Source organism: Bacillus sp. JJ1533, assembly GCF_036965045.1.
Lineage (GTDB): Bacteria > Bacillota > Bacilli > Bacillales > Bacillaceae_L > Ferdinandcohnia.
Genome location: NZ_JBALOV010000017.1, coordinates 41,067 through 66,136, shown reverse-complemented (window position 1 = coordinate 66,136; position 25,070 = coordinate 41,067). Strand labels below are relative to the sequence as shown.

General features: G+C 38.8%; 20 protein-coding genes. 2 read left to right on the top strand and 18 right to left on the bottom strand.

Annotation, left to right across the window (positions count from 1 at the left end; genetic code table 11):
* Window positions 1-268: 268 nt before the first annotated feature.
* The 17 genes from V7138_RS08550 to V7138_RS08470 all read right to left on the bottom strand — a co-directional run bounded on the left by V7138_RS08550 (window position 269) and on the right by V7138_RS08470 (window position 21,830).
* Window positions 269-1,729, bottom strand: a complete 1,461-nt coding sequence (locus V7138_RS08550; protein WP_335396053.1) for a glycoside hydrolase family 32 protein — start codon at window positions 1,727-1,729, stop codon at window positions 269-271.
* Window positions 1,716-3,248: a xylulokinase gene (xylB, locus tag V7138_RS08545; RefSeq protein ID WP_335396052.1), complete on the bottom strand. Its 1,533-nt coding sequence runs from the start codon at window positions 3,246-3,248 to the stop codon at window positions 1,716-1,718. Before xylB ends, V7138_RS08550 begins: the two co-directional genes overlap by 14 nt.
* Window positions 3,241-5,688, bottom strand: a complete 2,448-nt coding sequence (locus V7138_RS08540) for an alpha-mannosidase (protein ID WP_335396049.1) — start codon at window positions 5,686-5,688, stop codon at window positions 3,241-3,243. The genes xylB and V7138_RS08540 overlap by 8 nt, the downstream gene beginning before the upstream one ends.
* An 18-nt stretch (window positions 5,689-5,706) precedes the next feature.
* Window positions 5,707-6,531 (bottom strand): carbohydrate ABC transporter permease, encoded by an 825-nt coding sequence (locus V7138_RS08535; protein WP_335396046.1) that lies wholly within the window; start codon window positions 6,529-6,531, stop codon window positions 5,707-5,709.
* Window positions 6,532-6,546: 15 nt separating this feature from the next.
* On the bottom strand, window positions 6,547-7,443 hold the full coding sequence (locus V7138_RS08530) for a carbohydrate ABC transporter permease (RefSeq protein ID WP_438824331.1): 897 nt from the start codon (window positions 7,441-7,443) through the stop codon (window positions 6,547-6,549).
* Between the two features lie 59 nt (window positions 7,444-7,502).
* Complete coding sequence (locus V7138_RS08525) at window positions 7,503-8,852, bottom strand: extracellular solute-binding protein (protein WP_335396043.1); 1,350 nt, start codon at window positions 8,850-8,852, stop codon at window positions 7,503-7,505.
* Window positions 8,853-8,898: 46 nt separating this feature from the next.
* Entirely contained in the window at window positions 8,899-9,933 is a 1,035-nt protein-coding gene (locus V7138_RS08520; RefSeq protein WP_335396041.1) for a LacI family DNA-binding transcriptional regulator, read from the bottom strand.
* Between the two features lie 464 nt (window positions 9,934-10,397).
* Window positions 10,398-12,041 (bottom strand): FAD-binding protein, encoded by a 1,644-nt coding sequence (locus V7138_RS08515; protein ID WP_335396038.1) that lies wholly within the window; start codon window positions 12,039-12,041, stop codon window positions 10,398-10,400.
* Entirely contained in the window at window positions 12,038-12,952 is a 915-nt protein-coding gene (locus tag V7138_RS08510) for an ROK family protein (RefSeq protein WP_335396035.1), read from the bottom strand. Before V7138_RS08510 ends, V7138_RS08515 begins: the two co-directional genes overlap by 4 nt.
* Window positions 12,949-13,638 (bottom strand): N-acetylmannosamine-6-phosphate 2-epimerase, encoded by a 690-nt coding sequence (locus V7138_RS08505; RefSeq protein ID WP_335396033.1) that lies wholly within the window; start codon window positions 13,636-13,638, stop codon window positions 12,949-12,951. The genes V7138_RS08510 and V7138_RS08505 overlap by 4 nt, the downstream gene beginning before the upstream one ends.
* Before the next feature lie 118 nt (window positions 13,639-13,756).
* Entirely contained in the window at window positions 13,757-15,199 is a 1,443-nt protein-coding gene (locus V7138_RS08500; RefSeq protein WP_335396030.1) for a hypothetical protein, read from the bottom strand.
* Between the two features lie 47 nt (window positions 15,200-15,246).
* The gene (locus tag V7138_RS08495; protein ID WP_335396028.1) at window positions 15,247-16,260 is read right to left on the bottom strand and encodes an ABC transporter ATP-binding protein; all 1,014 of its coding nucleotides are present in this window, start codon (window positions 16,258-16,260) and stop codon (window positions 15,247-15,249) included.
* Window positions 16,257-17,270, bottom strand: a complete 1,014-nt coding sequence (locus V7138_RS08490; RefSeq protein WP_438824332.1) for an ABC transporter ATP-binding protein — start codon at window positions 17,268-17,270, stop codon at window positions 16,257-16,259. The genes V7138_RS08495 and V7138_RS08490 overlap by 4 nt, the downstream gene beginning before the upstream one ends.
* Before the next feature lie 11 nt (window positions 17,271-17,281).
* Complete coding sequence (locus V7138_RS08485; RefSeq protein WP_335396023.1) at window positions 17,282-18,169, bottom strand: ABC transporter permease; 888 nt, start codon at window positions 18,167-18,169, stop codon at window positions 17,282-17,284.
* Between the two features lie 12 nt (window positions 18,170-18,181).
* Entirely contained in the window at window positions 18,182-19,144 is a 963-nt protein-coding gene (locus tag V7138_RS08480) for an ABC transporter permease (protein WP_335396020.1), read from the bottom strand.
* A gap of 92 nt (window positions 19,145-19,236) precedes the next feature.
* On the bottom strand, window positions 19,237-20,895 hold the full coding sequence (locus V7138_RS08475) for an ABC transporter substrate-binding protein (RefSeq protein ID WP_335396017.1): 1,659 nt from the start codon (window positions 20,893-20,895) through the stop codon (window positions 19,237-19,239).
* On the bottom strand, window positions 20,895-21,830 hold the full coding sequence (locus tag V7138_RS08470) for a dihydrodipicolinate synthase family protein (protein ID WP_335396014.1): 936 nt from the start codon (window positions 21,828-21,830) through the stop codon (window positions 20,895-20,897). The genes V7138_RS08475 and V7138_RS08470 overlap by 1 nt, the downstream gene beginning before the upstream one ends.
* A gap of 254 nt (window positions 21,831-22,084) precedes the next feature.
* On the opposite strand from V7138_RS08470, the gene V7138_RS08465 reads away from it, so the two are divergent.
* A complete protein-coding gene (locus tag V7138_RS08465) occupies window positions 22,085-22,759 on the top strand; it encodes a FadR/GntR family transcriptional regulator (protein ID WP_335396012.1) in 675 nt (224 codons plus the stop codon).
* 40 nt (window positions 22,760-22,799) lie between these two features.
* Window positions 22,800-23,489 (top strand): FadR/GntR family transcriptional regulator, encoded by a 690-nt coding sequence (locus V7138_RS08460; protein WP_335396010.1) that lies wholly within the window; start codon window positions 22,800-22,802, stop codon window positions 23,487-23,489.
* 38 nt (window positions 23,490-23,527) lie between these two features.
* On the opposite strand, the gene V7138_RS08455 is transcribed toward V7138_RS08460, so the two are convergent.
* On the bottom strand, window positions 23,528-24,925 hold the full coding sequence (locus V7138_RS08455; protein ID WP_335396008.1) for a sialidase family protein: 1,398 nt from the start codon (window positions 24,923-24,925) through the stop codon (window positions 23,528-23,530).
* Window positions 24,926-25,070 lie beyond the last annotated feature (145 nt).

Genomic DNA, 25,070 nt, shown 5'->3' with positions numbered 1-25,070 from the left:
ATTTCGAACTCGATTTCGAGTCGTTTTGTCCTTCATCTAGCTTATGAAAGACATTTCGACCGCGAATTCGATCCGTTTTGTACTTCATCGAGCTTATGAAGAACATTTGGATCGCGATTTCGATCCGTTTTGTCCTTCATCGAGCTTATGAAGGACATTACGACCTCGATTTCAATGCCTTACCAAAAAGGTCCACTCTGCAAAGATTCTAGATTTTAATACAAGGGCGGAATTCCTGATTAGCCCCCTGAGCTCATCATGTTACTTTCTACAAAACAACCTCTTTATTCGTCATCTTATCCTCTAATTCATAGATGTTTAGGTCCACGTTTATGTCGTTATCTGAGAATAGCTTCACATCTTGGCTTGTTTGCTTTGGATAAATCCTCGTTGTTACGACCTTTTCCCCATCGTTAGCAAATACCTCCAGAGAAGAACGGTCGATGAACAACCTCATGTTAATTTGATTGTTTTTCAACGTAATCGGCGCTTCCATCATTGAGGTGTCACCCTCACCAGCATTCGTCCGATCAATGAAGAGCACACTGCGTTCTGCATCAATTCCTACAATTGTTTCTTCATCTTCTGAGCACCTTACTTTTAGACCGAAACGCTGTGAATCACCCGAAATCTTGAAGGTTGCTTCAATTTCCCCAACTTCGATTTTGTCATCAAGGATGATTTCCTCGTTTAGCTCCAAATCATAATGCCTTTCCTTTTTACGTAATTGCTTTAACTCTTCGACTGGAACTTGGATTAATTTATTTTCATCATTCAGTTTTAGTTCTCTCGGTATGGTCAGCGATCCTACAAAGCTATCTTTTCGAGTTGGCATGCTAGATTCCCATAGGTTCATCCAGCCAAACATAATCGTCCTGCCTTTTCCATCCTTCAAGGTTTGAGGAGCATAGAAGTCAGAACCATAATCAATCATCGCCATCTGCTCTTCTTCAAATTTATTTGTTTCATAATTCATGTTACCGACTTTATAGATACTCTTATGTTTAATATTGTCCATACCTTCTGGTGATAGAATAAGGACATCCTTTTCACCAAGGTTGACTAAATCTGGGCACTCCCACATAAAACCTTGATTTCCATCCCCCTCAGCCATAACCCCTAAATATGTCCAATCTACTAGATTAGAAGATTGGTAAAGCAATACTTGACCATTCCCATCCTGACCATTACCAACCACCATGTACCAACTGTTGTCATGCTTCCATACTTTCGGATCACGGAAATCTTCTGAAAAGCCCGCAGGTGGTGCTGCAATGACAGGGTTTGTTTCATGCTTTGTAAAATGAACCCCGTCTTTACTAGTAGCAATACACTGGACCTCTTTTGGTGATTTATTATCAACGTGACCTGTGTAGATTAACGTTAACTCATCATGATTCGCAACAGCGGAACCTGACCAACAGCCATCTAGGTCATATTCATTACCTGGGGCAATAGCAGGAGGCAGCAGTTCCCAATTGATTAAGTCTTTACTTCTAAAATGTCCCCAAAATTTCAAACCGGTTTCTGGTTGATCCGGAGTAAACTGATAAAACACATGATACTCATCATTAAAATAAACCAATCCATTTGGGTCATTCATCCAGTTCGATGGAGGGTCCAAATGAAAAGCTAAACGATGCGGGCTATTATTTCCCTTTTCTCCGTCTCGTAAACTTAATTCATGTGCTTCTTTTATAAGTTGCTCGTGTGTTTTACGCATTGTCATCGTTGCTGATACCTCCAAAATGTTCTAGTTCCTCGTAGATAGATTTTAAAGATTGATAGCATTTTTGATAGATGGAAAATAACTGATTATAAGAGGAGTGTTTAGTAGAATCAGGTTGAAAAACCTCCTCTATTTCTTGTAATCCCCATTGTTTGGAGAGGTCATCTAAATTGGCAAAGTCATTGACTCCGACTGCAGCAAGCATCGCTGCACCATAAGCGCCTCCACCTCTACTGTTTTTCCTTACTATTGGCAGATTAAAGAGATTTGCTGCGGTTGTTAACCAAACAGGGTGCTCTGCCGCTCCTCCGGTTAAGACAATATAATCTGGGGAAGATTCCATTCTTTGCTGAATCAGGCAATACGCTTCATATAATGAAAATAAAACGCCTTCAACAATGGAGCGCGCCATTTCTGCTTTTGTATGCTCCGATGTTAATCCAATAAATGTCCCTTTTGCATTTTCATCCATATGGGGAGTTCGTTCACCATTTAAATAGGGCAAAAATATGAGTTTTTTCGCTCCAGGTTCAATGTCACTTGCTAAATCTAATAAATATCCAAAATCATAGGTACTATCTAACACCTTTTCTTTAAACCATTTAAAAGAATTCCCAGCTGATAAGGTTGCGCCCATCATGACATATTTCTCAGAATCGCCATGGGCTAATGTATGAACAGATCCGTCTTTCACCGTTTTTAATTCATCAGAACTAACAAAAAGCTGCCCACTTGTTCCAATCGTACAAAGCCACGCTTTTTCATTTACGATTCCGTTTCCAATTGCTTGTGCTTGAGCATCTCCACACCCGCAAATAACAGGTGTTCCTTCCTTTAACGAGTAATGGGCACTTACTTCTTTTATCACAGTTCCTGATACATGAGTCGAAGGTACAATATTTGGAAGTTTATCCCGATCTAATTGGAATAGTTCCAGAATTTCTGTTGACCAATCCTTCGTTTTCAAATCCATCATTAACGTCGCGGAGGCATCTGATTCATCCGTATCTAGTACGCCAGTTAAGTTTAAGCGAATAAAGTCTTTTGGAAGCAGGAATTTGTATGTGTCCCTATACAGTTCAGGAAAATGCTTTTTAAACCATAGGATTTTCCCTAATGTAAAGCTCATATTGGGGCGATTCCCCGTTAGTTCAACCCATTTTTCTAATGATAAGCTTTCCTTAATAAGAGCTAATTCCTCCTTATTTCGCTGGTCTGACCAAATAATCGCATGATGGATCGGTTCTAAATTGTGATTAACAGGAACAATCCCATGCATTTGTCCCGTGACAGCAAGAGATGTAACCTGTTGTAAAATTTGGTTGTCGTCTTTTTCGATGTCACGTAACGCTTTCTTTAATGCCTCTAGCCAGTCATTTGGATCTTGCTCATGCCACATAGGTTGAGGCGTGAGAACTTGATATGTTCTCACACTGCTCGCTACTACTTGTCCCTTATGATCCGTTATTAAGCACTTTACAGAGGATGTTCCGAGATCAATGCCTAAATAATTACTCATGTACCTCACCAAGTTTATCCTCGAGTAGATTTGTTTCAAAAACAGGACTTCTTTCATCAAAAGGAATAAAGATTGTTTTTACTTCTGATCTTCCAAAGTTTAACGTTACATTTCGCTTCCAAAGCGGAAACTCCAAATGAGAAACAGTATCTTGATGATTCGTTTCGTATAATCGTACGATTACACCATCCCCATCTTCTGCATGCTTCATTGAGGATAGAATAATATTTGGTTGGTCAATAGATATGAAACTATCTTGTTGCGGCAATGCCCCTTTATGATAGGTTTCCACAACTACTTGTGGCTTCTGATTCAACTCCCAAGCATGCTGCACGGTATTCGCTTCCTCGAAGCCATTTTCATGAGGTAAGATTGTATACGTAAACGTTTTGATACCTTGATCAATGATTGGGTAATCATCCTCTACATCCGGCACGAAAGGAATATGATGAGCATAAATCGGGCTGCGTAACACTGTTAAATGAATCGTATTTCCAGTCACATCTGCACTATATTTACCATCATTTAAAATGCTTAATCCATAAATATCTTGCTTTTGCTTATTAATTGTACCGGTTACATCGACCCAATTTTGCATTGGTTCTTCTTCTCCATTCGCCTCTCTTGTGATTTGGCCAAATGGGATTTCATACGTTGCTTTTCTTTGGTTAAATGTAACAGGGAATTGTATTTTTAACGCTTTGTACTTTTCTTGCCAGTTCACTTTTACCTTTACTTCCACTTTATTTAACTGTTTGTAAAGAATAAAATCCTGTACGAGCGTTGATTTTTCATATTCACTAATGACACGGATAATCCCTCTAACAGGTCCATCCTCTAGTTTTTTTAGTTTAATGGGTTTGAAGTTTCCGATCTTTTCATCAAAGCGAAGCTGGCCATGTCCCCAAGCATCAGATAAATCATTGATCACAACAGGAAGCGCACCATGATTACGAAACACCTCAATGTCCTTCACTTTATCGTACAAACTACTGATTCCACCACTAATCGGATCAATCACGACCTTTAAACGGTCATTTTCCATTGTGAAATCTTCAATATTCATTGATTCAAAGGTTTGTTTCGGTTTAACTGCTCGTAATTTATACGTGCTATACCCTAACGGTGGGACATCTGCTAAAAACACAACTCGTTTTCGATTAGGGATTTTTGCAACTGGATCGACAACTTGATACGGAACTTCGTTACCATGAACGTCTTCAATGATGAATTCGTCCGGTAACATGTAGTTCACAAATATTCCTTGCTCTATTTCAACAGGTGTTCGAACTGGCCATGAATGCGGGTTAAAGACCACAATCGGTTTCATGTCCTTTTCTTCTTCAATATCAATATTCCAACTAATCGATTGCAACGCATAGTTTAAATTTCTTGCGCTGATGCTGTTTGCTTCACCATATAAATCTCTTGCATCTTGGTAGGCAGCCTCAATACTAGTACCTGCTAAAATGTCATGAAACTGGTTGAACAATACACCCTTCCATGCTTGATTAAAATCAGTAGGATAGCTTTGGTTCGTTAATTGATTCGCAACAGTAGAAAACTTCTCAGCCTCTACGAGTAAATTTTCTGAGAGACGATTAAATTTCTTCACTTCTGAATGAACGGCATAGCATCCACTTGCATGGTGCTGCAAATCATCATGAACAACAGGAAGTTGATCTTCAATTTGAGATACATCTTCAAAAAACTCATTTGGTGAGCTGAAGGTTAATGTTGTATCTTCCATTGTTTGATCTAATTCTCTTATCGTTTCAATGTTTACTTTTGTTGGTCCACCACCATGGTTTCCAACCCCATAAAAGCACATAAGATGGTCAAATGAATTTTTCAACTCTGTTTTACAATGCATAATATGGTTTTCTAAATGGTTAAATGTGGCATATTCAAATGGGATGCGGAACGCTTTAACACGTGAGCCATCATTTGACTCCCATAGGAATAATCGACCTGGCATGCCTTTTTCCTCAGGATTCGGACGCATAAACACGTAAGCATCCATACCTGATTTTTTCAAGAGCTGAGGTAAGTTTCCGTTATGTCCAAAACTATCGACATTGTATCCAACCTTAGCGGTGACACCAAATTTTTCTCTAAAATACCGCTGACCAATCAATCCTTGTCTAGCGAAGGATTCCCCACTTGGTATATTGCAGTCTGGCTGAATCCACCAGCCCCCACAAATTATCCATCGTCCTTCTTGAATCCGTGCTTTGATTTCTTCAAACATGGAAGGTTCATTCTTTTCAATCCACTCATAAAAGGCAGCTGAACTTGAAGTGAAAATAAAGTCATCGTATTCCTTTAATCGGTCCAATGCCGAGCGAAAAGTGGCTTTTGTTTCTTGAAAACCTTCCTGCCATTGCCATAACCAAACTGGATCTACATGAGCATTTCCAATCATATACATTTTTTTCATAGTGGTACCTCCTATTGTTTATCCTTTTGCCGCTCCACCCATATTGAACCCTTTTGACATATGGTTTTGAGCAAAATAGTAAAGAATGAATGTTGGTAGCATATAAAGAATTGAATATGCGGCTAATTGACCATATGCTGCATAACCGTACTGTCCAAAGAATTGGAAGATGGTAACTGATGCTGGCAGTTTTTCAGGTGTTTGTAATAAGATATACGGAACGAAGAAGTTCCCCCAGCTCCCAATGAACGTAAAAATACTAACCGTAAAGATTCCAGGAATCATTAATGGTGCAATGACTTTACGGATACCTGTAAGAAGTCCTGCTCCATCAACCCAAGCTGCCTCTTCAAGCTCAACCGGAACACCATCAATAAAGTTTTTCATTAACCAAATGCCAAACGGTAATTGAGATGCTGTTAAGAACATCAACGTACCAAATAAGGAATCCTGTAAATCCAAAAATAAGAATAGTTGGTATACAGGTACCATTACCGCTGTAATTGGAAGTGATGTCATAAATAAAATCGCCATCATCAATTTTTGCTTATTTTTAAATGGATATCGAGATAGGGGATACGCCGCCAACATTGACAACATAACCACTAAAATTGTTTGCCCTCCAGATAGGAAGATTCCAATTAAGAACGCCTTTTGATTGACGGGATTTGTGATAACCTCTGTATAGTTGCTTAGGGTAAATTGATCAGGCAGCTTTACAACCTGTGTTGCGTTTGCATCAAAAGAAGCAAATATGACCCATAATAGCGGAGTGATAAATAAAATTGCGATTATTGATAAAATAGTATAGGGTATTATTTTTCCGAACTTACTTAAATTCATTTTATTTCCCCCCCATTATTCATCTGTCTTTAAAAGCTTAATGTAAGCTAAGCTTAAAATAATTCCGATTAATAAAATGACTAATGAAATTGCAGTACCGTATCCTAATTGATAGTTAACAAATGCTTGTTCATACATGAATACTGGTAATGTAGATGTGGCTCTTGCTGGTCCTCCACCTGTCATCGTGTAAATGAGGGAGAACACACCTAATGTTCCAAGTGTGATAATAACTAAGTTCGTAAAAACCGTATTCTTAATCATCGGAATCGTAATTTTCCACAACGTTTGCCAACGGTTCGCTCCATCTATTTTCGCCGCTTCATATAAAGAAGTTGGGATGCTATCTAGTGCTGATTGGAACATAAGCATAGATAATGCTGAACCCTGCCAAATATTTGCGATAATGACAGACACCATTGGGAATGTAAACAACCAAGACACAGGTTCAAAACCTAATGCGCCAATAAATTGGTTTAGTGTACCACCATCATGTAAAAAGGCAACAAACATAATACCAACGATGATTTCAGGTGTTACCCAACCAGCCATGACGGTTGCACCTACAAATTTACGAAATGTTTTATTTTTGTTCTTCATTAAAATAGCGAGTAAAAATCCAAGTACTTGTTGACCAATAATCCCTGAAAAGATTAAGAAGATTAAGGTGGCCATAAAGGATGTTTTAAAGTTTGGATCTGCAAACATGTTGACAAAGTTTTTGAATCCGACAAATTCAATATGTTGAGCGGAAGCACCCGTTAAAGACATGTTTGTAAATGCGAAGAAAAAGGTCATGATAATTGGACCAACAAAAAAGATTAACATTAAGATCAGAGATGGTGATAAGAAAAGCGCTGCTCTTTTTAGTTGACTTTTATTCTGGTTATTCTTTTTGGAATTCGCCACCATTGTTCCCCCCAGTTGGAAGATAAAAGACCAAGTCGCATTCGAACTTGGTCTTTAGTTTTTTATTTATTAACGATACTTTCTTCTCCTACGATACGTTTAAGACCAGTTTCATAATTTTTCACTGCCTGCTCTGGGGAAATTGCACCTGTTGCTACACTTTCCACTACTTCCTGGATGTGCGTAGAGATTGCTGGATATTCATCAATCGCTGGACGGAAGTGAGTATATGTCAAGATTTCGCCTGCTTCGCGATAGTTACTTAATGGTTGGTTTAAATACTCATCTTTTTCAGCGACATCTGTACGAACTGTCATATCACCTGTTTTAGTCACATATTCTAATTGATGTTCACCATCAACTGCCATTTTAATAAACTCCGCAGCTAAATCTTTGTTGTTTGCTTTAGCTGGGATCGATAATGCCCATCCACCTGACATGGAAGTGAAACCAGGATCTTGTCCAGTTTGAGTTGGGAATGGAATGAATCCCCACGTGTCTAGAGCTTCTGGCCATGGAGTCGCTCTTCCTTCACGCCATGTACCTGCAACCCAGTTTCCATCCATAACCATTGCTACTTTATCATTCATCATTAAATCTTCAGCAAGTAAGCTTGATACTTGACTGTTAGCCGCAACACTTGGTGCCGCTCCAATTTCTTTTTTACTTACAGTATTAATAAATTCAAAAGTATCAGTTAACGCCTTTTCGTCTACAACCCATTTTTGTTCATCATAGTCATATAGAGAAGAACCAGTCCCACTATATAACACTTGGAATGTTCTCATTGAAGTACCTTCTCCAGTTGCTTTAGAAGTATACATGAACAATGGAATGACATCTTTACTTGCACTTGCTTTTACTGCTTCGGCAGCACTTAAGACTTCTTCCCACGATTTAGGAGCAAAGTCAGAAAGTCCAGCTTCAGCTAGTATGTTTTTGTTATACCAAAGTCCTTGAACATCTGTACTGAATGGAACGCCATAAATCTTGCCGTCTAACCCAGTAACACCTTGGTGTGTAGTCGGTTCAAAGTTTTTCCACTCATCCCAGTTGTTGACGATATCGTCCATTGGGGATAAGTAACCCGCGTTTACATCCGAATTTAAAATGTAGGTGTCTTCTACTGCAACGTCTGGTGCAGTTTCAGCAGATTTCATCATCATGGCTTGTTTTGTTGTGACATCGTCATGAAGAGGAACTAATTGAACGTCAACACCTTCATTTGCTGCTTCAAAGTCAGCTTCAAGGCCTTTAAACCAGTCCTCCCACCAGGATGGGTATGTTACTTTTAAAACATTTTCATTAGAAGCACTAGACGCGCCGTCTTTGGAACCTTCATCATTGCTACATGCTATTAATCCAAGTGGCAAAATAACTGACATACCGGCTAAAACTAATTTTTTCATCATTGTGTGCTCGTCTCCTTTTGTGTTTAGGAATTTAACCGCTTTCAAATCAACGATATTTTTTTGTACTATCTCGAACGACTAGTCGATAGGGAATTAAATTCTCCTTCGATTGAATGTCTATCTTTCTCATTTGATCAATAAGCAAGCGCATCGCTGTTGCCCCAATATCTACTGGGTTTTGTTTAATAGTAGTAAGTTTAGGTCTAAAAATAGATGCTAAATCTACATCATCAAATCCCATGACTGATATATCTTCCGGGACCTTGTATCCATGTTCTTGCAAATAATTAATCGCCCCGAGAGCCTGCAGATCGGAACAAGCAAAGATGGCTGTTGGTTTATCCTTTTGTGACATGATTTGTGAAGTTGCAAGATACCCATCTTCAATCGTATGAAATCTCTTAGACTGCCACAATGGATTCGGAACGAGTCCCGCTTCTTCTAAAGCCTCTGTGTAGCCTTGCAAGCGATACGTTCCCGTCGCCATATCCGACTCAGGACCTGCTAAAATTGCAATTTTTTCATGGTTTTGATTGATTAAATATTTTGTTGCTTCATAAGAAGCTTTTACATTATCGATTGTTACATATGGGTATTTGTTTTGATTATCTAGCTTTTGTCCGATAAAGACGGTTGGGAGAGCTGTGCGTTCAAAAAATGCACGATGTTCTTCCGTGAACTCAGTAACCGAAAAAATAATGCCATCTAGTTGTCTATCCTCAAAGATGTTTAAATACTCAATTTCCCTTTGAATATCGTTATACGAAGTACTAAGCAAAATATTATATCCGTATGTTTGAGCCACTTCTTCAACACCTTCGATTAAAGCTGAAAAGAAGTCGTTCGCAATTCTCGGTATTAATATACCTATTAAATTAGTCTTCTTATTTACTAGACCTTTTGCTAGTAAATTGGGTTTAAACCCTGTTTCTTTAACGATCTCTAGGACCCGTTCTTTCAGTTCCTCACTAACATATTTACTATTGTTCAGAACCCTTGAAACGGTAGAAACGGATACATTTGCTTGTTTCGCAATATCCTTTATAGATGTTTTTATAGCTACCGCCCCTTCCCCCCTCATATATGAAGCCTTGTCGCGGAAAACGTTTTCCTAAATATTTATAAATAAATTACTATTATAGTACATTAGTAACATTTATAGTGTGGAAACATGTGGAAAAGTATCGAAAACAACTGGAAGACTTCTAAGTTGTCACTTTTCAAGAAAACGTTTTCCTGATTAACCCCATTATAAATCCTATGGAAAAAACCGTCAATAAAAATATTAAAAAAATATTAAAAAAATATTTAGAAAACAAAAGATTGTCCCTAATTTGACACCAAATGGGCACAGGTACGGGTTTACTGTTCTCTGCCCCTTGTAGGCTGCTGAACTATTCGGATACTAGCATAACGTGTCAGCTACTATTCCATTTTCTAGTTTTATCCAAGTCCTGCATATTTATTTAAAATAAATCTTCAAAGCTACGAAAACCAAAAAAGCGGAACTTTGCAAGTCATATTGCAAAGTTCCGCTTCCCTTTTTCATACCTCAACCCGTTTCGGCTTTGAGATATACTGTCTTTTGTTGTACTCTGGTCTTTCTTCGGGGTAATCTTCCCGGTAATGGGCCCCTCTACTTTCTTTGCGTTCTTTCATGGCACTTAAGAGTATCGTGGCAAGTTGAAGGTAGTTTTTCGCTTTCAGTGCTCCCTTCCGCTGGGATGGCTCCTTCATGAAGGATACGACCGAATAATTCTCCCTGAGATGGTCAATTTTCTCCAATGCGAGTGTGAGTCCTTCCTCGTTTCGAATGACATTTCCGTAATACCACATGATGTTTTTGATTTCGTCAATCACATGCCGCGGCGTGTATGAGCCGTCGTTCTCTACCCAATCTTTGCGGATTCGTTCAAGCTCACTTTGGATCTCAACTTTGCACAATTCATGACCTTGGACATACTGATAGCAAGCATTAGCTGCCCTTTTTCCAAATACCATGCATGAGCCTGTTGAATTTCCTCCGAGACGATTAGCCCCTTCAACACCTGCTGAAAGTTCACCAATTGCATATAATCCATCAACACCGGTCTGTCCGTATGAATCAATCACAACTCCACCATTACTTGCATGTGCAAATGGCGCAATCTTCACCTCGTCCTTGACCACATCAATTCCTTTTTCTTTTAACCAATTCAGATAAACTGTGAAAAATTGTTCCTGGTTTTCATAAATTTCTTTGCTATAAAGCAATCGATAGCCCTTTTCATTTTTATCCTGGAAAATTCGTTTCATCATTGCAATGTCAAAGTATCTAGACTTCAACGAATGTGTGAAAGGTCCATGGGAGCTTCTATTATCCATCATTTCCCGCTTATCAACCTCAGGTGGCAGATGTTCGTCCAAAATACTTTTCCCTTCACCATCCACAAGATCCATACAATATTTAAGAGTTTGCTCACCAAATAATGTTTTATAGTTTGGGGATGTGATTCCTGGAATGAATTGAATAAATTCCATATTCACAAGACTTGCTCCCGCTTCATAGGCAAGGACATGCCCAGAGCCATCGACATCGTTAGGATTTAAATTATGTTTATAAATGCTTCCAAAGCCTCCACTCGCAAGGATAATCGCTTTGCAGTTTACAAAAATAATTTCTCCATCCTTATTTAGAAGAAACGCACCAGCCACTTTTTCATCCTTTTTTACAATCGAAAAAACATGGCAGTTCTCAATCGTTTGCAGATTACTAAACTCTCTAAAAATACCATTTACATTTTTACGGATTGTCTCCCAATCTTGTAATAAATAGATATCCCGCTCATGATTGGCAAAACAAGCTTTTCTGGCACCTTCAAGTTTGGTAGCCTCAATCCCAATCTCCTGATATTCTTTAACTCTTTCAGGAATTTCCTCTACATATACTCGAGCAAGCTCCTCATCATGCATACCATGACTAACCGCTTCGATATCAGATAAAAAAACAGCCTTGTCCGCTTCTCCCCTTGTTACCTGTGTACCTAATGAAGCCTTTAACGGGAAAAAGCTGGACCCCGATACTACGATTGTTTTGGTGGTTAATAAAACATTTACACCTTTTTTTAACAGTTCATAGCTTGCCTTTATTCCAGCAATTCCAGCTCCAACCACCAATACATCTGTTTGATAGCTTTTGCTTACCTTCAATTTACAGCACTTCCTTTATGGTGTGACAGAGTGACAGACTTCTCGTCACATAAAAAATGATAAACGGCCCCAATTAACCCGGCATGATTGGATAGCTTTGCTAATACGATCTGTGTATTCTCATAAAAGCTCGGCTCTAGGTGTTTTTGAACTTCTTCCTGAACCTCTTGTAAAAACCGGTCTCCCCTTGCCGTAATTCCTCCACCGAGGATTACTTTCTCGGGATTAAAAATGTAAATCAAATTCGAAATCCCAATTCCTAAATAGCGATAAAATTGAGCTACTGCTTTTTTAATCTCGATATCCCCTGCATCATATAGCTCAAAAATTTCCTTACCCGTCCAATTTCGATTTTCTTTATACTGCTGGGCAAAACGAATAAGCCCAGTCACGGATGCATTCTTTTCAAATGGTTTCCCTTCGATTTGCATATAGCCCCATTCGCCTGCACTAAAGCTATGTCCAGAGTACATTTTTCCATCAATGACAATTGCTCCGCCAATTCCGGTACCGACTGTTAAGGCAATAAAGTTTTCCGATTGATGTCCGCCAAGCCACAGCTCCCCAAGACCGGCACAATCAACATCATTTCTTACACTCACCGGCAATCCCAAAGCTTCACTTACTTGGCTTTTTATTTCAACACCTATGTATTGAGGAATTGTGCCGGATGCGGCTATAATTTTTCCAGATTTGATATCAACGACTCCCGCTGTACTAATGGCTACTCCGTCAACTGAATAGCTTTCCAGCAATGATTTTCCTAAACCTATTATTTTTTCAACGATAGCTGGACCGCCAAAATATGCTTCTGTATCTACTAATCCACTAAATAGCAGGATCCCCTCTTCAGTCACAATTCCATACTTAATATGTGTACCTCCGATGTCAAATGCTAAGAATTTTCTCATACTCTAACAATGCCTTCTGCAAAGTTTTTCGTGATAAGCTGAGGCCTTGTAATGGCGCTCCCGACTACAATGGAATATGCGCCAAGCTCTAACATTTTACGGGCTTGTTCTGGAGTATTGATCCTGCCCTCTGCAATAACAGGTACGCTTGCAGTCTTAGATAATTGCTCAACTAGATTAAAGTCAGGGCCTTCAAGCTTTGGACTGTCAGCTGTATATCCAGAAAGTGTAGTCGAAATCATGTCAACACCGCACTGAATTGCATATTCAGCATCCTTAATTGTGGCAATATCCGCCATGACTAATGTTTTACTAACCTTATGAATATAGCTAACTAATTCTTCTAATGTTTCACCATTTGGTCTTCTTCGAATAGTGGCATCTAAAGCGATCACATCTGGCTTAACCGTAAGGAGCTCTTTCACCTCTTTAAGAGTAGCCGTAATGAAAACCTCGCTGTCCGGATAATTCCTTTTCAGCAGTGCAATAACAGGAAGGCCAGTTTGCTTTTGAATGGCTTCACAATCAACCGCTGAATTACAACGAATCGCGACTGCTCCGCCCTCTTTTGCAGCCTGTGCCATTTTCGCCATAATCATGGAACTATGGAGCGGTTCATTATCTAGTGCCTGACAAGAAACAATTAAATTTTTATGTATGATTGAAAAGAACTCTTCCTTCTTCATTACACATCTCTCCATCTGTGTTTTATCGTCTTGGAAAACAACAAATTGCAAAAGCGTATTTACTTTTGCAATTTGTTCATCCTTTGTTTTGGGACACAGCACCTTTCCCATTGGCCCATTACGAGTTGTACTTTCTTTTTAATACGTTGATGAAGCCATCAAGCGCATAAAGTTTTGCTTTTTCAAAGATGAAACGAATTCCAACTGGTCGATTGCCAACCTCTGTTAAGTCTTTTCCTTTAAAGCTCATCGATGTCCATCCCGAACCCGTGATTGGTTCACAGTCTTCCCTAGTAAATCCTTCAATCGCTTCTTGCGTTCCGCGATTGATGAACTCGTATCGTACAGAGCCGCCATCTTCAAGATCTGCTAATAGACTCAAATTGTTTCCAAAAATGCTGAAGCCATCTGTTGTAACCGTTGCCTGTCTGTTCTCTTGGTTCGGTGCATAATACGCAAACTTATCTTTTTCAATATATCCTCGCGCAAAGGAAGTTTCGCGGAAGTTTGTATGTTGGCCGTTGCCACCCATGTAGTAAAAATATAATTTATCATCGATTTCAACTGGTACACTTGCAAAGATGCACCCGCTATCAAATTCACCGGTAGGATATTTTCCTTCGCCCCGAGTAATGAAGCTTTCATCCGGTGATACATATTCCCAATTTCTCATATCGACCGAAAAGGTTAATTTCACATCAACAGTATCAAAGTCATCCTCGGATCGATCACCTTCTTTATACATCGAAGGGATACCAAGATACAGGTTTTCATATTTAAAAACTGGCATTGTATAGACTTGCGATTGGAAACCCATTCCTCGTACAATTTCTGTTGGCTCTGACCAGTGAATAAAATCTTCACTTTCACTTTTAGCAGCAATGCGGAGTCCGTTCTTCCAAATTCTCGTAATCAAAACAAATCTGTTCGTTACAGGATCTCTAAAGAAATAATTGTACGTATCGGCATGTGGGTTAAACCTTGGCCAAGGAACCGGATCGCTGAAATGGATACCGTCACTTGAAAAACATACTCCCATAAAATGATCTTCATGTGAAAAGTCTATTTTTGTTAGAAGCTTATATCTTTTATTTGGATCCTCTTCTTCTTCATCTAAAAGCACACAAGAACCATGAGCATTTCGTAAAATAATATTGTTATCCTTATTTCCGTCAAACTCGACCAAGCCTAAGTTTGGCTTTTCCCAATGGATGCCATCCTTGGATTCTGCATAACAGAATCCTGTTACTCGAGAAGAGTGTGGCTCGTACTGGATGCCTGGTCGTTCCTTCAATGGTGTTTCCGATGAATGATAATCGACTAAAAATGTCGTATAGTAGCAGCGGTAAAGTTCCGCGTATTTATCGTAAAAGACATTTGGGTAGCCGTTGTCATAGCGCGGTTCCCACTTTTTTGGAGGATTTGCGAAAAACTCCTCTTTAAATAAAGGATTATTCACCGTATCCTTTTGGACCGACTGTAGATGCAGCTTCACATTGTCACAATAATGGCCATTGATAATTCCAGAGTCTAAAAACAAATACTTTTGGGTGTTTTGCATTGTTCCTCACTCTTCCTATTTTTATTTACCTGTGGGACACGGTCACACTAGGAATATAAATGACAAGCAACCTGGTGGCGATCATTTCCGTGCGGCAGTAGGGCTGGCTCGACTTGAGTACAAATGTCTATTTTTTTCGGGCATCTGTTGCTGAAAGGGCATCCTTTTGGACGATTAATTGGACTTGGTACATCGCCGGACAAAATAATGCGCTCTTTCTTCTCATCTAATGTCGGTACAGGTACTGCTGATAGTAAGGCTTCTGTATACGGATGCAGCGGATTGATATGTAACTCTGATGAATCCGTAATTTCAACAATTTTACCTAAGTACATCACCACAACACGGTCACTCATGTACTGCACAACACTTAAATCGTGGGCAATAAACACATACGTTAAGTTCAATTCTTGCTGAATTTCCTTCATTAGGTTAAGAACTTGAGCTTGTATTGAAACATCCAAAGCTGAAACGGGTTCATCACAAATGATTAATTCTGGATTAATACAGAGTGCTCTCGCAATACTAATTCGTTGTCTTTGACCGCCAGAAAATTCATGCGGATAGCGATACAAATAATCCTCGTTCAGATTAACCATTTTTAATGAATCGATAATCTTTTGTTTTCTTTCAGCAGGGTCCTTATAACCATGAACCTTCAATGGCTCATCAAATGCCTCAATGATTCTCTTAGATGGATTAAGGGATGAATACGGATCCTGAAAAACCATTGAAACGCGACTTCTAAAATCAAAAACGCCCTTTGCATCCAATTTGGTAATATCCTTTTCCTGGCCATCAAAATTGTAATGCAGCTCACCATCTGTAGGCTTTTCCAATAGCATCATCGTTTTTCCGAGAGTAGACTTACCACAGCCCGACTCTCCAACAATACCTAGGGTTTCACCCCTTTTGATATCAATCGTAATATCGTCTACTGCCTTAACCGTCCCAATTTGCTTTCGAAAAAAACCGCCTAGTACGGGATAATGCTTTTTTAAATTCTTGATGCTGAATATCGTATCCTGGTCTATTTGCTGTTTTTCTTTCGTTTCTATCATTTTGCAATCACCTCTTTGTTCGCAAATAAGAGACAACGTACTTTGTGGCTATCTGAAATGTGAACATCTGAAACATCGGCCGTTCGACAGCTTTCCATTGCAAAATCACAACGGTCTGCAAACTCACACCCGCCACTATAGTATTTTGGATTTGGAGTCGTTCCGCGTATAGTTGCTAGTTTTTGAGATTTATCCAGCCCCATGACAGGAACAGACTTCAGAAGAGATTTGGTATATGGATGACTTGGATTTTTTAAAATCTCTCTCACCGTTCCGTATTCTACGATTCTCCCCATGTACATAACGGCAACATAATCAGCTACCTCTGCTACTAACCCCATATTATGGGTAATAAGAATAATCGATTTATTGTATTTATGTTGGAGCTCCTTCAACAAATCCATGATTTGCGCTTGAATGGTAACATCAAGTGCTGTCGTTGGCTCATCGGCAATCACCAAATCAGGGTTACATATCATCGAAATCGCGATCATCACACGCTGTCTCATACCACCGCTAAATTGGTGGGGGTAATCATTAACCCGCTGCTCTGGATCTGGTATGCCTAAGCGCTTAAATAATTCAATAACCTTTTCCATAGCCTCTTTTTTCGGCATTTTATAATGCTCGATTAAGTTTTCAGCAACTTGTCTGCCGATTCGATGAGTAGGATTTAAGGAAGCCATTGGGTCCTGGAAAACCATACCGATTTTCCCGCCACGAATCGCTCTCATCTCTTTGCTGTATTTTCCAAGCTTCACTAAATCGATTTCCTTTTCACCGTCATTAAAAAGGACCTCACCTTGATCGATTTGACCGTTTTTTGGCAATAGCTGCATGACAGAGTGGACGGTTACACTTTTCCCACATCCTGATTCTCCAACAATCGCCAAAAGCTTTCCACGGTGTACATCAAATGACACATCTTTTACAATTTTGATTGACTCTTTGCCGCTCTTAAACGACGTGGATAAATTTTTCACTCTTAATGTATACTCATTTTTTTTCATCATTTATTACCTCACTGTTTTGGATCTAGTACGTCACGTAGTCCATCCCCTAAGAAATTGATTGCCAAAACAAACAACGAAATCGCCATACCGGGAGCAACCCATAGCCACCAATAATCAGTCACAACATCAATTGATTTTGCAGCGTTCATAATGTTACCCCATGTTGGTGTTGTAATCGGAACACCAAGACCTAAGAAGCTCAAACCAGCCTCTGATAAAATAAACATCGCAACGTTTACTGTAAATGCAACGATGATCGGACTCATCGTATTCGGCAATATATGCTTAAAAATAATCGAAAACTTAGGGATGCCGAACGAATGACAGACACTCACATACATTTCTTCTCTTACAGATAGGAATTCGTTTCTCACAAGACGGAACGTTGTCATCCAACCAGTAATAATAAAAACGATAATTAGATTGTTAATTCCTTGACCAATCAGTGATACAATGACTAATACCAAAATTAACTCCGGGAATGTCATGAAGACTTCAGAAAAGCGAATCATCAATTTATCAAGTTTTCCACCAAAATAGCCTGCAAGACATCCTAAAACGACACCAATAAGGGTTCCGCCTAAGGAGCTTATTACACCGACATAGATCGAAACACGTCCACCATATAGAATTTGTGCGAAAACATCCCTGCCTAATTTATCTGTTCCAAATAAATGTTCCCAGCTTGGCGGCTGTGTGATATTGGTTAAATCCATATAACTCGGATCGTATTTTGTAATAAATGGAGCAAATATGGACATTAATGTCATAAGTAAACATACAATAAGTCCGAAGAAAGCTAGTTTATTTGCCCACATCTTTTTGGCACGTATTTTCCATAGATTTGTTTTATGCGTTTTTACAACTGTATCGTTTGTTACAATTGGAGTTTCCATGTTTGTCCCCCCTTAATCTAGCCGGACTCTTGGGTCTAGTAATGCTGCAAAAATGTCTACTAAAAAACTAGCAATTAAAATAGCCGAAGCCAACATCATCGTTGTGACCATGATAACTGGATAATCACTGGATGAAACGGAGCTTAGGATTGTCGATCCAATTCCCGGCCACAAGAATACGGCTTCAATAATAACGGAACCACCGATTAAGATTGGAAGACGGAATGCCAGAATGACTAAGATTGCCCCCATTGAGTTTCGGAATGCATGAAAGAGGATGACTTTCCATTCTGGAATCCCCTTACTTCTCGCTGTTTTAATATAATCTTTATTCAGTACATCTAGCATCGAATTTCTTGTATATCTCAGTAATACAGCTAACATACCGATTGCTAGGGTAAGGGCTGGAAGAATCAAGTTAGGAAGTCTATCCCAGAACGTAATATCATTCACATCAATTCGTCCCCCAGTTGGAAGCCAGCCTAGTTTAATTGCGAAAAATTGAATCATAATAATCCCGAAGAAAAATTCAGGTATTGAAATCCCAATTACACCAATGTTTCGAGAAAAATAATCAAGAAAACTATTTTGCTTAATCGCGGAAATTAATCCTAATAGCACACCAATAATGGTGGAAAGTACTAAGGCAACAAGTGCAAGCTCAACTGTGGCAGGCAATCGTAACATCAACATCTCTGCAATTGGCTGTCCTGTTAGGATGCTATACCCAAAGTCTCCAGTTAAAATCCCACCAATCCAACGGAAATAACGTATATATACTGGATCATTTAATCCTAACTGCTCTCTAAGTAATTCGAGATTTGCTGCATTTGCCATCATATCGGGAGTGGCAGAATAATAGATTGGATCGACTGGAGATAATTGAATAGAGAAAAAGACAATAATGCTGATGAGAAATAGCATCGGTATCATAATTAAAAATTTTCTAAGTATATAATGTAACAATGACTTCACCACCTAAGTCTATCTATAACAATTCGCAAATCTGTTCTAAGCAGACTTGCGAATTGTTTTTTATTCGTTTCACAAAGAAGTGTTGACGGTTTCTATTTAATAATCTCCCATTGTTCGAAGTCCATGTCGTAGTTATACCATGGGTTTCCGAACTTACTAGCTGTCTTCACTTTATTATCATTAATGTAGAAGTAGTTTTTCGTTGTATACAATGGAAGCTTGTAGAGATGTTCCACTTCTAGCTTTTGTAATTCAGTAAGGATTGCCTGACGCTCATCAAGATCTTCTGTTTCATTTAATTTCTTAACAAGCTCATCGAAATGCCCTTCCTTACCAATAATATTGATAAAGCTTTGGTTTGTTGAAGCATACTCCGCGTAATACTCTTCAAGTCCGAAAGCAGATAAGCCTTTAAGAGCGATATCATAATCTCTTGTTTTATAAAGCTCTGTTGTAGCATCTCCTTGGAACTTCAGGACATCAACCTTCATCCCAATATTGGTTAAATACTGCGCAACCGCTGTCATAAAGTTAACAGATGTTTGATCTCCGTAATAGAAACGAAGCTTAATTGTTTGATTGAAGTCAAAGTTTGCCTCTTCTAATAATTGCTTTGCTTTTTCAGGATTATACTCATACTCAGGTGCATCCCCATAGGACTCATCAAAAGAAGTTGGAACTCCAGTGCTAAGTAATGCGGATAATCCTGGATATAGCTGTTCAGTTAGTGTTTTTCGATCAATTGCATACATTAATGCTTCTCGGACGCGCTTGTCGGCCATTTTTTCGTTGACATTGCCGTCAGCACCTTGAATATTCACAACAAAGTATCGGTAGAATAGGATATCAATTGGATGTGAAGAGAAACCGTCTACTTCCTTCATCCCTTCAATAAACTCGGCAACGTTTGTATTAAAGAAATCTAGTTTACCAGTTTTAGCTGCTGCTGTTGGTTCTGACATAGCTGTAAGAACTAGCTTTTGAATTTTTGGTTTTGTACCTTCATAGGTTTCTGCTGGAACGAATGTAGCATAGTTCCCTGGTTCAATTTTTTCTATTTTATACATACCGCTACCAACTGGGTTTTTCCAGAATTCAGAGTTATGGATTTCAAGCGGATTTTCATTCTCTAGTAAATGCTTTGGTTTAATGGCAAATTGACCTAGCACCGGAATAAAGTTACCCACTGGGCTATCAAGTTTGATTGTTACAGTATTGCCTTCAAAGGAAATTCCTGAAAGGTCATCACTTTTCCCATCTTTCCAATCTGCAGCACCTTCAATTGATGAAAATGCTGTTGTATAAATGGCGTTCACCTGTGACGCTTTTAGAACTGTCTTAATGCTCCACACTACATCCTCAGCTGTTAAATCATCGCCATCGTGCCATTTTAAGCCATCTTTCATCTTAATCGTATATGTCAGTTTATCATCAGATACTTGGTAGCTTTCAGCTAAGTCCGGATTTACATTTTGAAGATCTGGCTCTGGTAAGAATAAGCTTCTAAACATTAAAACCTTGTACAGGTCTCCTCTATTTAGCCAAACATCTCCTGCTATTCGATCTGACATTCCATTCGGGTCAAAGTACGTAATGTTTAATGCGCCATCACTTTCTGCTGCTGGTGCAGACGGTGTTTGTTGATTATTTTCTTCTTTCTCAGCTGGCGTGCTTGCATTATTTTTCGAAGAACAGCCGACAATCAGTAATGCACTTACTAAAATCAAGACAAAAACTTTAAACTTCTTCATCAAAAAACCCTCCCCTTTTCCATTGAATAATCTTTAATTACTTCATTTATCTCATCATTCAATTCGACTAATGATTCATGATTGAATGATGTAACCGGTAACAACGGCAATCTAGGCTGACCCGTTTCAATTCCACGAAGTGATAAAATATATTTAGTTGCCCCCATTAGGGATGGATAGCTTAATAATTTCGTAATAATGGCATTAATTTTAAATTGCAGCTCCTGCGCTTCAATGAGTTTACTTTCTTTAAATAGTCTGTCAAGCGCCACATATAATTCAGGCATCACACCATAGGTTCCACCAATACCTCCATCAGCACCCATTGATCTTCCACCCAAAAATTGCTCATCAGGGCCGTTATACACTAAGAATTCTTTTCCGGCGTTCGCCTTAAATTGCTGAAGTTCGTATGTACTTTCGCCAGACATTTTAATGCCGACTACTTTTTCATAAGTTGCCATTTTCTTAAGTAAACCCTGTGACAGATGGAAGCCTGTTGTCTGCGGAATATTATAAATAATAAAAGGTAGAGATGAACTATTAATAATTTCTTTCCAATGAGCTTCCACTGAATCCTCGGATAATCGATAATAAATGGCAGGCACCGCAGATGTCGCATGAGCCCCACATTTTTCCGCATGGACGGCTAATTCTACACTTTCTTTCGTCGAGTTTGCTCCTACATGAACGATGATGGTTAGCTCTTCGCCGACTTCTTCCATGACAGCTTCAACGACCTGCTTTCGTTCTTCAGCTGTTTGTAAAAGTCCCTCGCCTGAGCTTCCGCCTACATATAAACCTTTGACCCCTGTGTCTGCATAATAGCGTGCAAGCTTTTTCACACGTTCTACAGAAACCTCACCCTGATCATCATAGGCTGAATACATCGCAACAAATACTCCTTTTAGCCTATCTAAATCCCAAACACCCATTTAAGCACACCTTCATTTCTGGTTTATTTATAGGATGGTCTTACCATATTATGAAAAACTCTATCAATCTTTGAAGTTATCCTTTATAATAAAAAGTACGAGAAATCATACTATGGTAATACCACCTGACTACTTGATAAAAGTGTAACCGTTTGCAACATGAGTTGTCAATCTCATTTTATAAATTTTTAGAATAATATTTTTAAAATGAATTTTCTTTGTATGGAAATTCATTCGTAAAAGGAGCCTTTTGGATGATAAAACGTAAACAAACCGTAACCGAAATTGTGATTGACCGCATTCGAACGTACATAACAGAAAATCAATGCCAACCAGGGGATCGGCTCCCTACCGAGAAAGAAATCGTTGACATGCTTGGAGTGAGTAGAACGAGTGTAAGGGAAGCACTGAAATCCCTCCAATCGAATGGCATTATTGAAATGAAACAAGGATCAGGCATTTTTGTAAAAGAGGTAAAACTACAAAATGTTCTTAAAAGCCTATCCCCCTTTTTACATTATGATCAAGCGAAGTTTAAAGAAATTATCGACACTCGAATGATTTTAGAGCTTGGTGCCGTTGAGCTCGCTATTGAGCATGATCAGGTTGAACTTATTCATAAAATGAAGCACTGGAACGAGCTTCTTTTAGAGAAAATAAAACGGGGAGAAAAAGCGAAAACGGAAGATTTTCTTTTTCACAAAGCCCTCTTCCAAGCGACTGGAAATGAAACCTTTATTCAGCTTTCTTCGATGATAAATGATTATTTTAATATGAACCAACTTGAAGAAGTAACGGAAATTGAGGATTATTTAAATTCTTATCAGGAACATAAAATTATTATAGAGGCAATTATTGACAAAAATGTAAATCTGGCAAAGAATACAATGAGAACACATTTAAGTCACTTGTATCATTTTCTAGATTAAGATGTTTAAATGAAGAATAATAGAGAAGGTGTATGGAAACATGAATCCAATTGAGGACAAAGAGAGATATACGCTTAGCAAAATTGTGAGTGATACATTAAAGGATTATATTGTAAAAAATAATTTAACTACGGGTGATAAACTGCCGTCAGAACGAGAGCTTGTCAAAATGTTTGATGTAAGTCGAGTTGTCATTAGAGAGGCCTTACATGCGTTAGAGTCAACAGGAATCATTACCATCAAATATGGGGAAGGGGCTTTCGTAAATACAGACGATTCAAGTGTTGTATTCAATAACCTCCTGCAGTTTTGGCAAATGAACGATAATAACACGGAAGATCTCCTTGAACTAAGACATCTACTTGAAAAGTCAGCCGTTGAGCACCTCATCGAAAAGACAAATATTGGACAATTGGATGAACTGGAAAGTAGTATTGAGAATATGAGCAAGAGCAAAGACTTAGAGGAATTCACCAAATATGATATCGAATTTCACCTTGGCTTAATTTCTGCCACGAATAATGAACTATTCGTACAATTAGGCAGCATTATTGTTCAATATTTTTCTAATTTATCCTCCGAGGAATTATCTAAAGAAGAAAAAGAAAAAGCCATTCAGGAACATCGTCTCATTCTAATGGCTCTGAAAAACAAAGATAAAAAAGAAGCCCTTCAACTCTTATTTGACCATTTCCAAGGTTCAAAGTTAGTTCGCAGTAAAAGGAGCTAAGGGGGACATAATCCGTCCCCCTTATTTACATTTCAAGCTCATCTTCCCGATTTTACAAATTCCACATTAAACTTGATAAAATCCATAACCGTATTAGGTGTCCCTTCATAAAACAGACCGATTTCGCCATGAGACAGATTGGTTAGACTCGAGTATCCATATGTGCCTTCTTTAACCAGTTGCTCATATTTCCAATTGAAAGAATATCTGATGCGGCCATTTTCATGCGTACCCGCTTCTTCAATTAGCCCTATTCTGACAGTCCCATCAATTCGGCTTGTAGAATGATTTGCACTCGAGAAAACAACAGCTTCCTTTCCATCTATTTGGCCATTGTAACGTATTGCGGACATTTGGCTATACGGGGCAACTAAATCCTTTTCCGTCACAATCTCGGAATCCCATGTCTGCCCACCATCAAAGCTTGTAGCCATTTGTGCATAACCCGAGCGATTTCTCATAAACAACTTAAGCTGCCCATCCGGCATTTCCACTACTTGAGACTCCGTAATTTCATAGGCTGAATCCGTGAAATCCTTTTCATGAATCACTTCACCATCCCCGACTACTCTACCTTCATTCGGTGATTCTCCGCGATGCCATGTTATTCCGTTGTCATCGCTGTAAATAACAGCACTAGCTTGCCTATGAATATCGTTTAAGAAATACACAGGAAAAACAAGTCTTCCTTGATAAGGCTCTTTCGTCAGTTGAATCCCATTTCCAGGTCCTGTACCTAAAAAGAGCATCCATTCCTCTTTAACCTGATTATTCAAATCAATTGGACCTTTCCATGTTTCTCCCTCATCATCGCTGAAGTACAATTCCAAATATGACGTTTTGAAAGGTTTTAATGGAGAAGTTTCACTGAAAATATGGTCTATTTTTTTATCGTTTTGATAGATGTTTCTCTTTTCATCCACAGAAAAAGAGGTTAATTCCCCCTCATGATTATAAACCTTACCATCTTCCCTGATCGTATATTCATTTCCAGCCTCGTCATTTAGAAACATATATTTCTTTCCATCAATCGTTTTAAATCCTGTTCCTTTGTATGAGTTTTTGCCGAATCCGCCCATTAGGCCAGCCCCGTGAGGATATCCATCAACGAGAGCGAAAATTCGTCCATTCGATTTATCCTGTAAAAAGGACAAGTCAATATTGGATGCCTGGTCAGGGTAATCATTGATCACAATTCCGTCTTCTTCCCATGTCTTTCCCTGATCAAAGCTCCTGCGAATGACCGCATCTATATTGTTTGGTGAATCTGCCCCATCTTCCACGCGACGGTCAATTCCAGCAATAAGTGTGTTCTTTTGGGTATTAAACAGGGCTGGTATTCTGTAATATTGAGACCCCATAAACCCTGGATAAAACACACCAAAAGGCTCTGAAATAAATGCCTTTTCCGGCTTAGACTTTTTCAATTCGTACATTTTCATCACTCCCTGAATCTTAAATCAGACTTTTTTGAAATATAGTGCAAATCCAACTACTATTCTATCAAGAATAACGGATCGATTACTCGATTTTCAAAAAATAGTTGAAAGCGACTACGACACTTACTACTCTCCCGTTTTT

Bases quoted from the DNA above. Each gene is read 5' to 3' on its own strand.
- V7138_RS08550 (WP_335396053.1), bottom strand. From the start codon at position 1,729: ATGACAATGCGTAAAACACACGAGCAACTTATAAAAGAAGCACATGAA.
- xylB (WP_335396052.1), bottom strand. From the start codon at position 3,248: ATGAGTAATTATTTAGGCATTGATCTCGGAACATCCTCTGTAAAGTGC.
- V7138_RS08540 (WP_335396049.1), bottom strand. From the start codon at position 5,688: ATGAAAAAAATGTATATGATTGGAAATGCTCATGTAGATCCAGTTTGG.
- V7138_RS08535 (WP_335396046.1), bottom strand. From the start codon at position 6,531: ATGAATTTAAGTAAGTTCGGAAAAATAATACCCTATACTATTTTATCA.
- V7138_RS08530 (WP_438824331.1), bottom strand. From the start codon at position 7,443: ATGGTGGCGAATTCCAAAAAGAATAACCAGAATAAAAGTCAACTAAAA.
- V7138_RS08525 (WP_335396043.1), bottom strand. From the start codon at position 8,852: ATGATGAAAAAATTAGTTTTAGCCGGTATGTCAGTTATTTTGCCACTT.
- V7138_RS08520 (WP_335396041.1), bottom strand. From the start codon at position 9,933: ATGAGGGGGGAAGGGGCGGTAGCTATAAAAACATCTATAAAGGATATT.
- V7138_RS08510 (WP_335396035.1), bottom strand. From the start codon at position 12,952: ATGAGAAAATTCTTAGCATTTGACATCGGAGGTACACATATTAAGTAT.
- V7138_RS08505 (WP_335396033.1), bottom strand. From the start codon at position 13,638: ATGAAGAAGGAAGAGTTCTTTTCAATCATACATAAAAATTTAATTGTT.
- V7138_RS08500 (WP_335396030.1), bottom strand. From the start codon at position 15,199: ATGCAAAACACCCAAAAGTATTTGTTTTTAGACTCTGGAATTATCAAT.
- V7138_RS08495 (WP_335396028.1), bottom strand. From the start codon at position 16,260: ATGATAGAAACGAAAGAAAAACAGCAAATAGACCAGGATACGATATTC.
- V7138_RS08490 (WP_438824332.1), bottom strand. From the start codon at position 17,270: ATGAAAAAAAATGAGTATACATTAAGAGTGAAAAATTTATCCACGTCG.
- V7138_RS08485 (WP_335396023.1), bottom strand. From the start codon at position 18,169: ATGGAAACTCCAATTGTAACAAACGATACAGTTGTAAAAACGCATAAA.
- V7138_RS08475 (WP_335396017.1), bottom strand. From the start codon at position 20,895: ATGAAGAAGTTTAAAGTTTTTGTCTTGATTTTAGTAAGTGCATTACTG.
- V7138_RS08470 (WP_335396014.1), bottom strand. From the start codon at position 21,830: ATGGGTGTTTGGGATTTAGATAGGCTAAAAGGAGTATTTGTTGCGATG.
- V7138_RS08465 (WP_335396012.1), top strand. From the start codon at position 22,085: ATGATAAAACGTAAACAAACCGTAACCGAAATTGTGATTGACCGCATT.
- V7138_RS08460 (WP_335396010.1), top strand. From the start codon at position 22,800: ATGAATCCAATTGAGGACAAAGAGAGATATACGCTTAGCAAAATTGTG.
- V7138_RS08455 (WP_335396008.1), bottom strand. From the start codon at position 24,925: ATGTACGAATTGAAAAAGTCTAAGCCGGAAAAGGCATTTATTTCAGAG.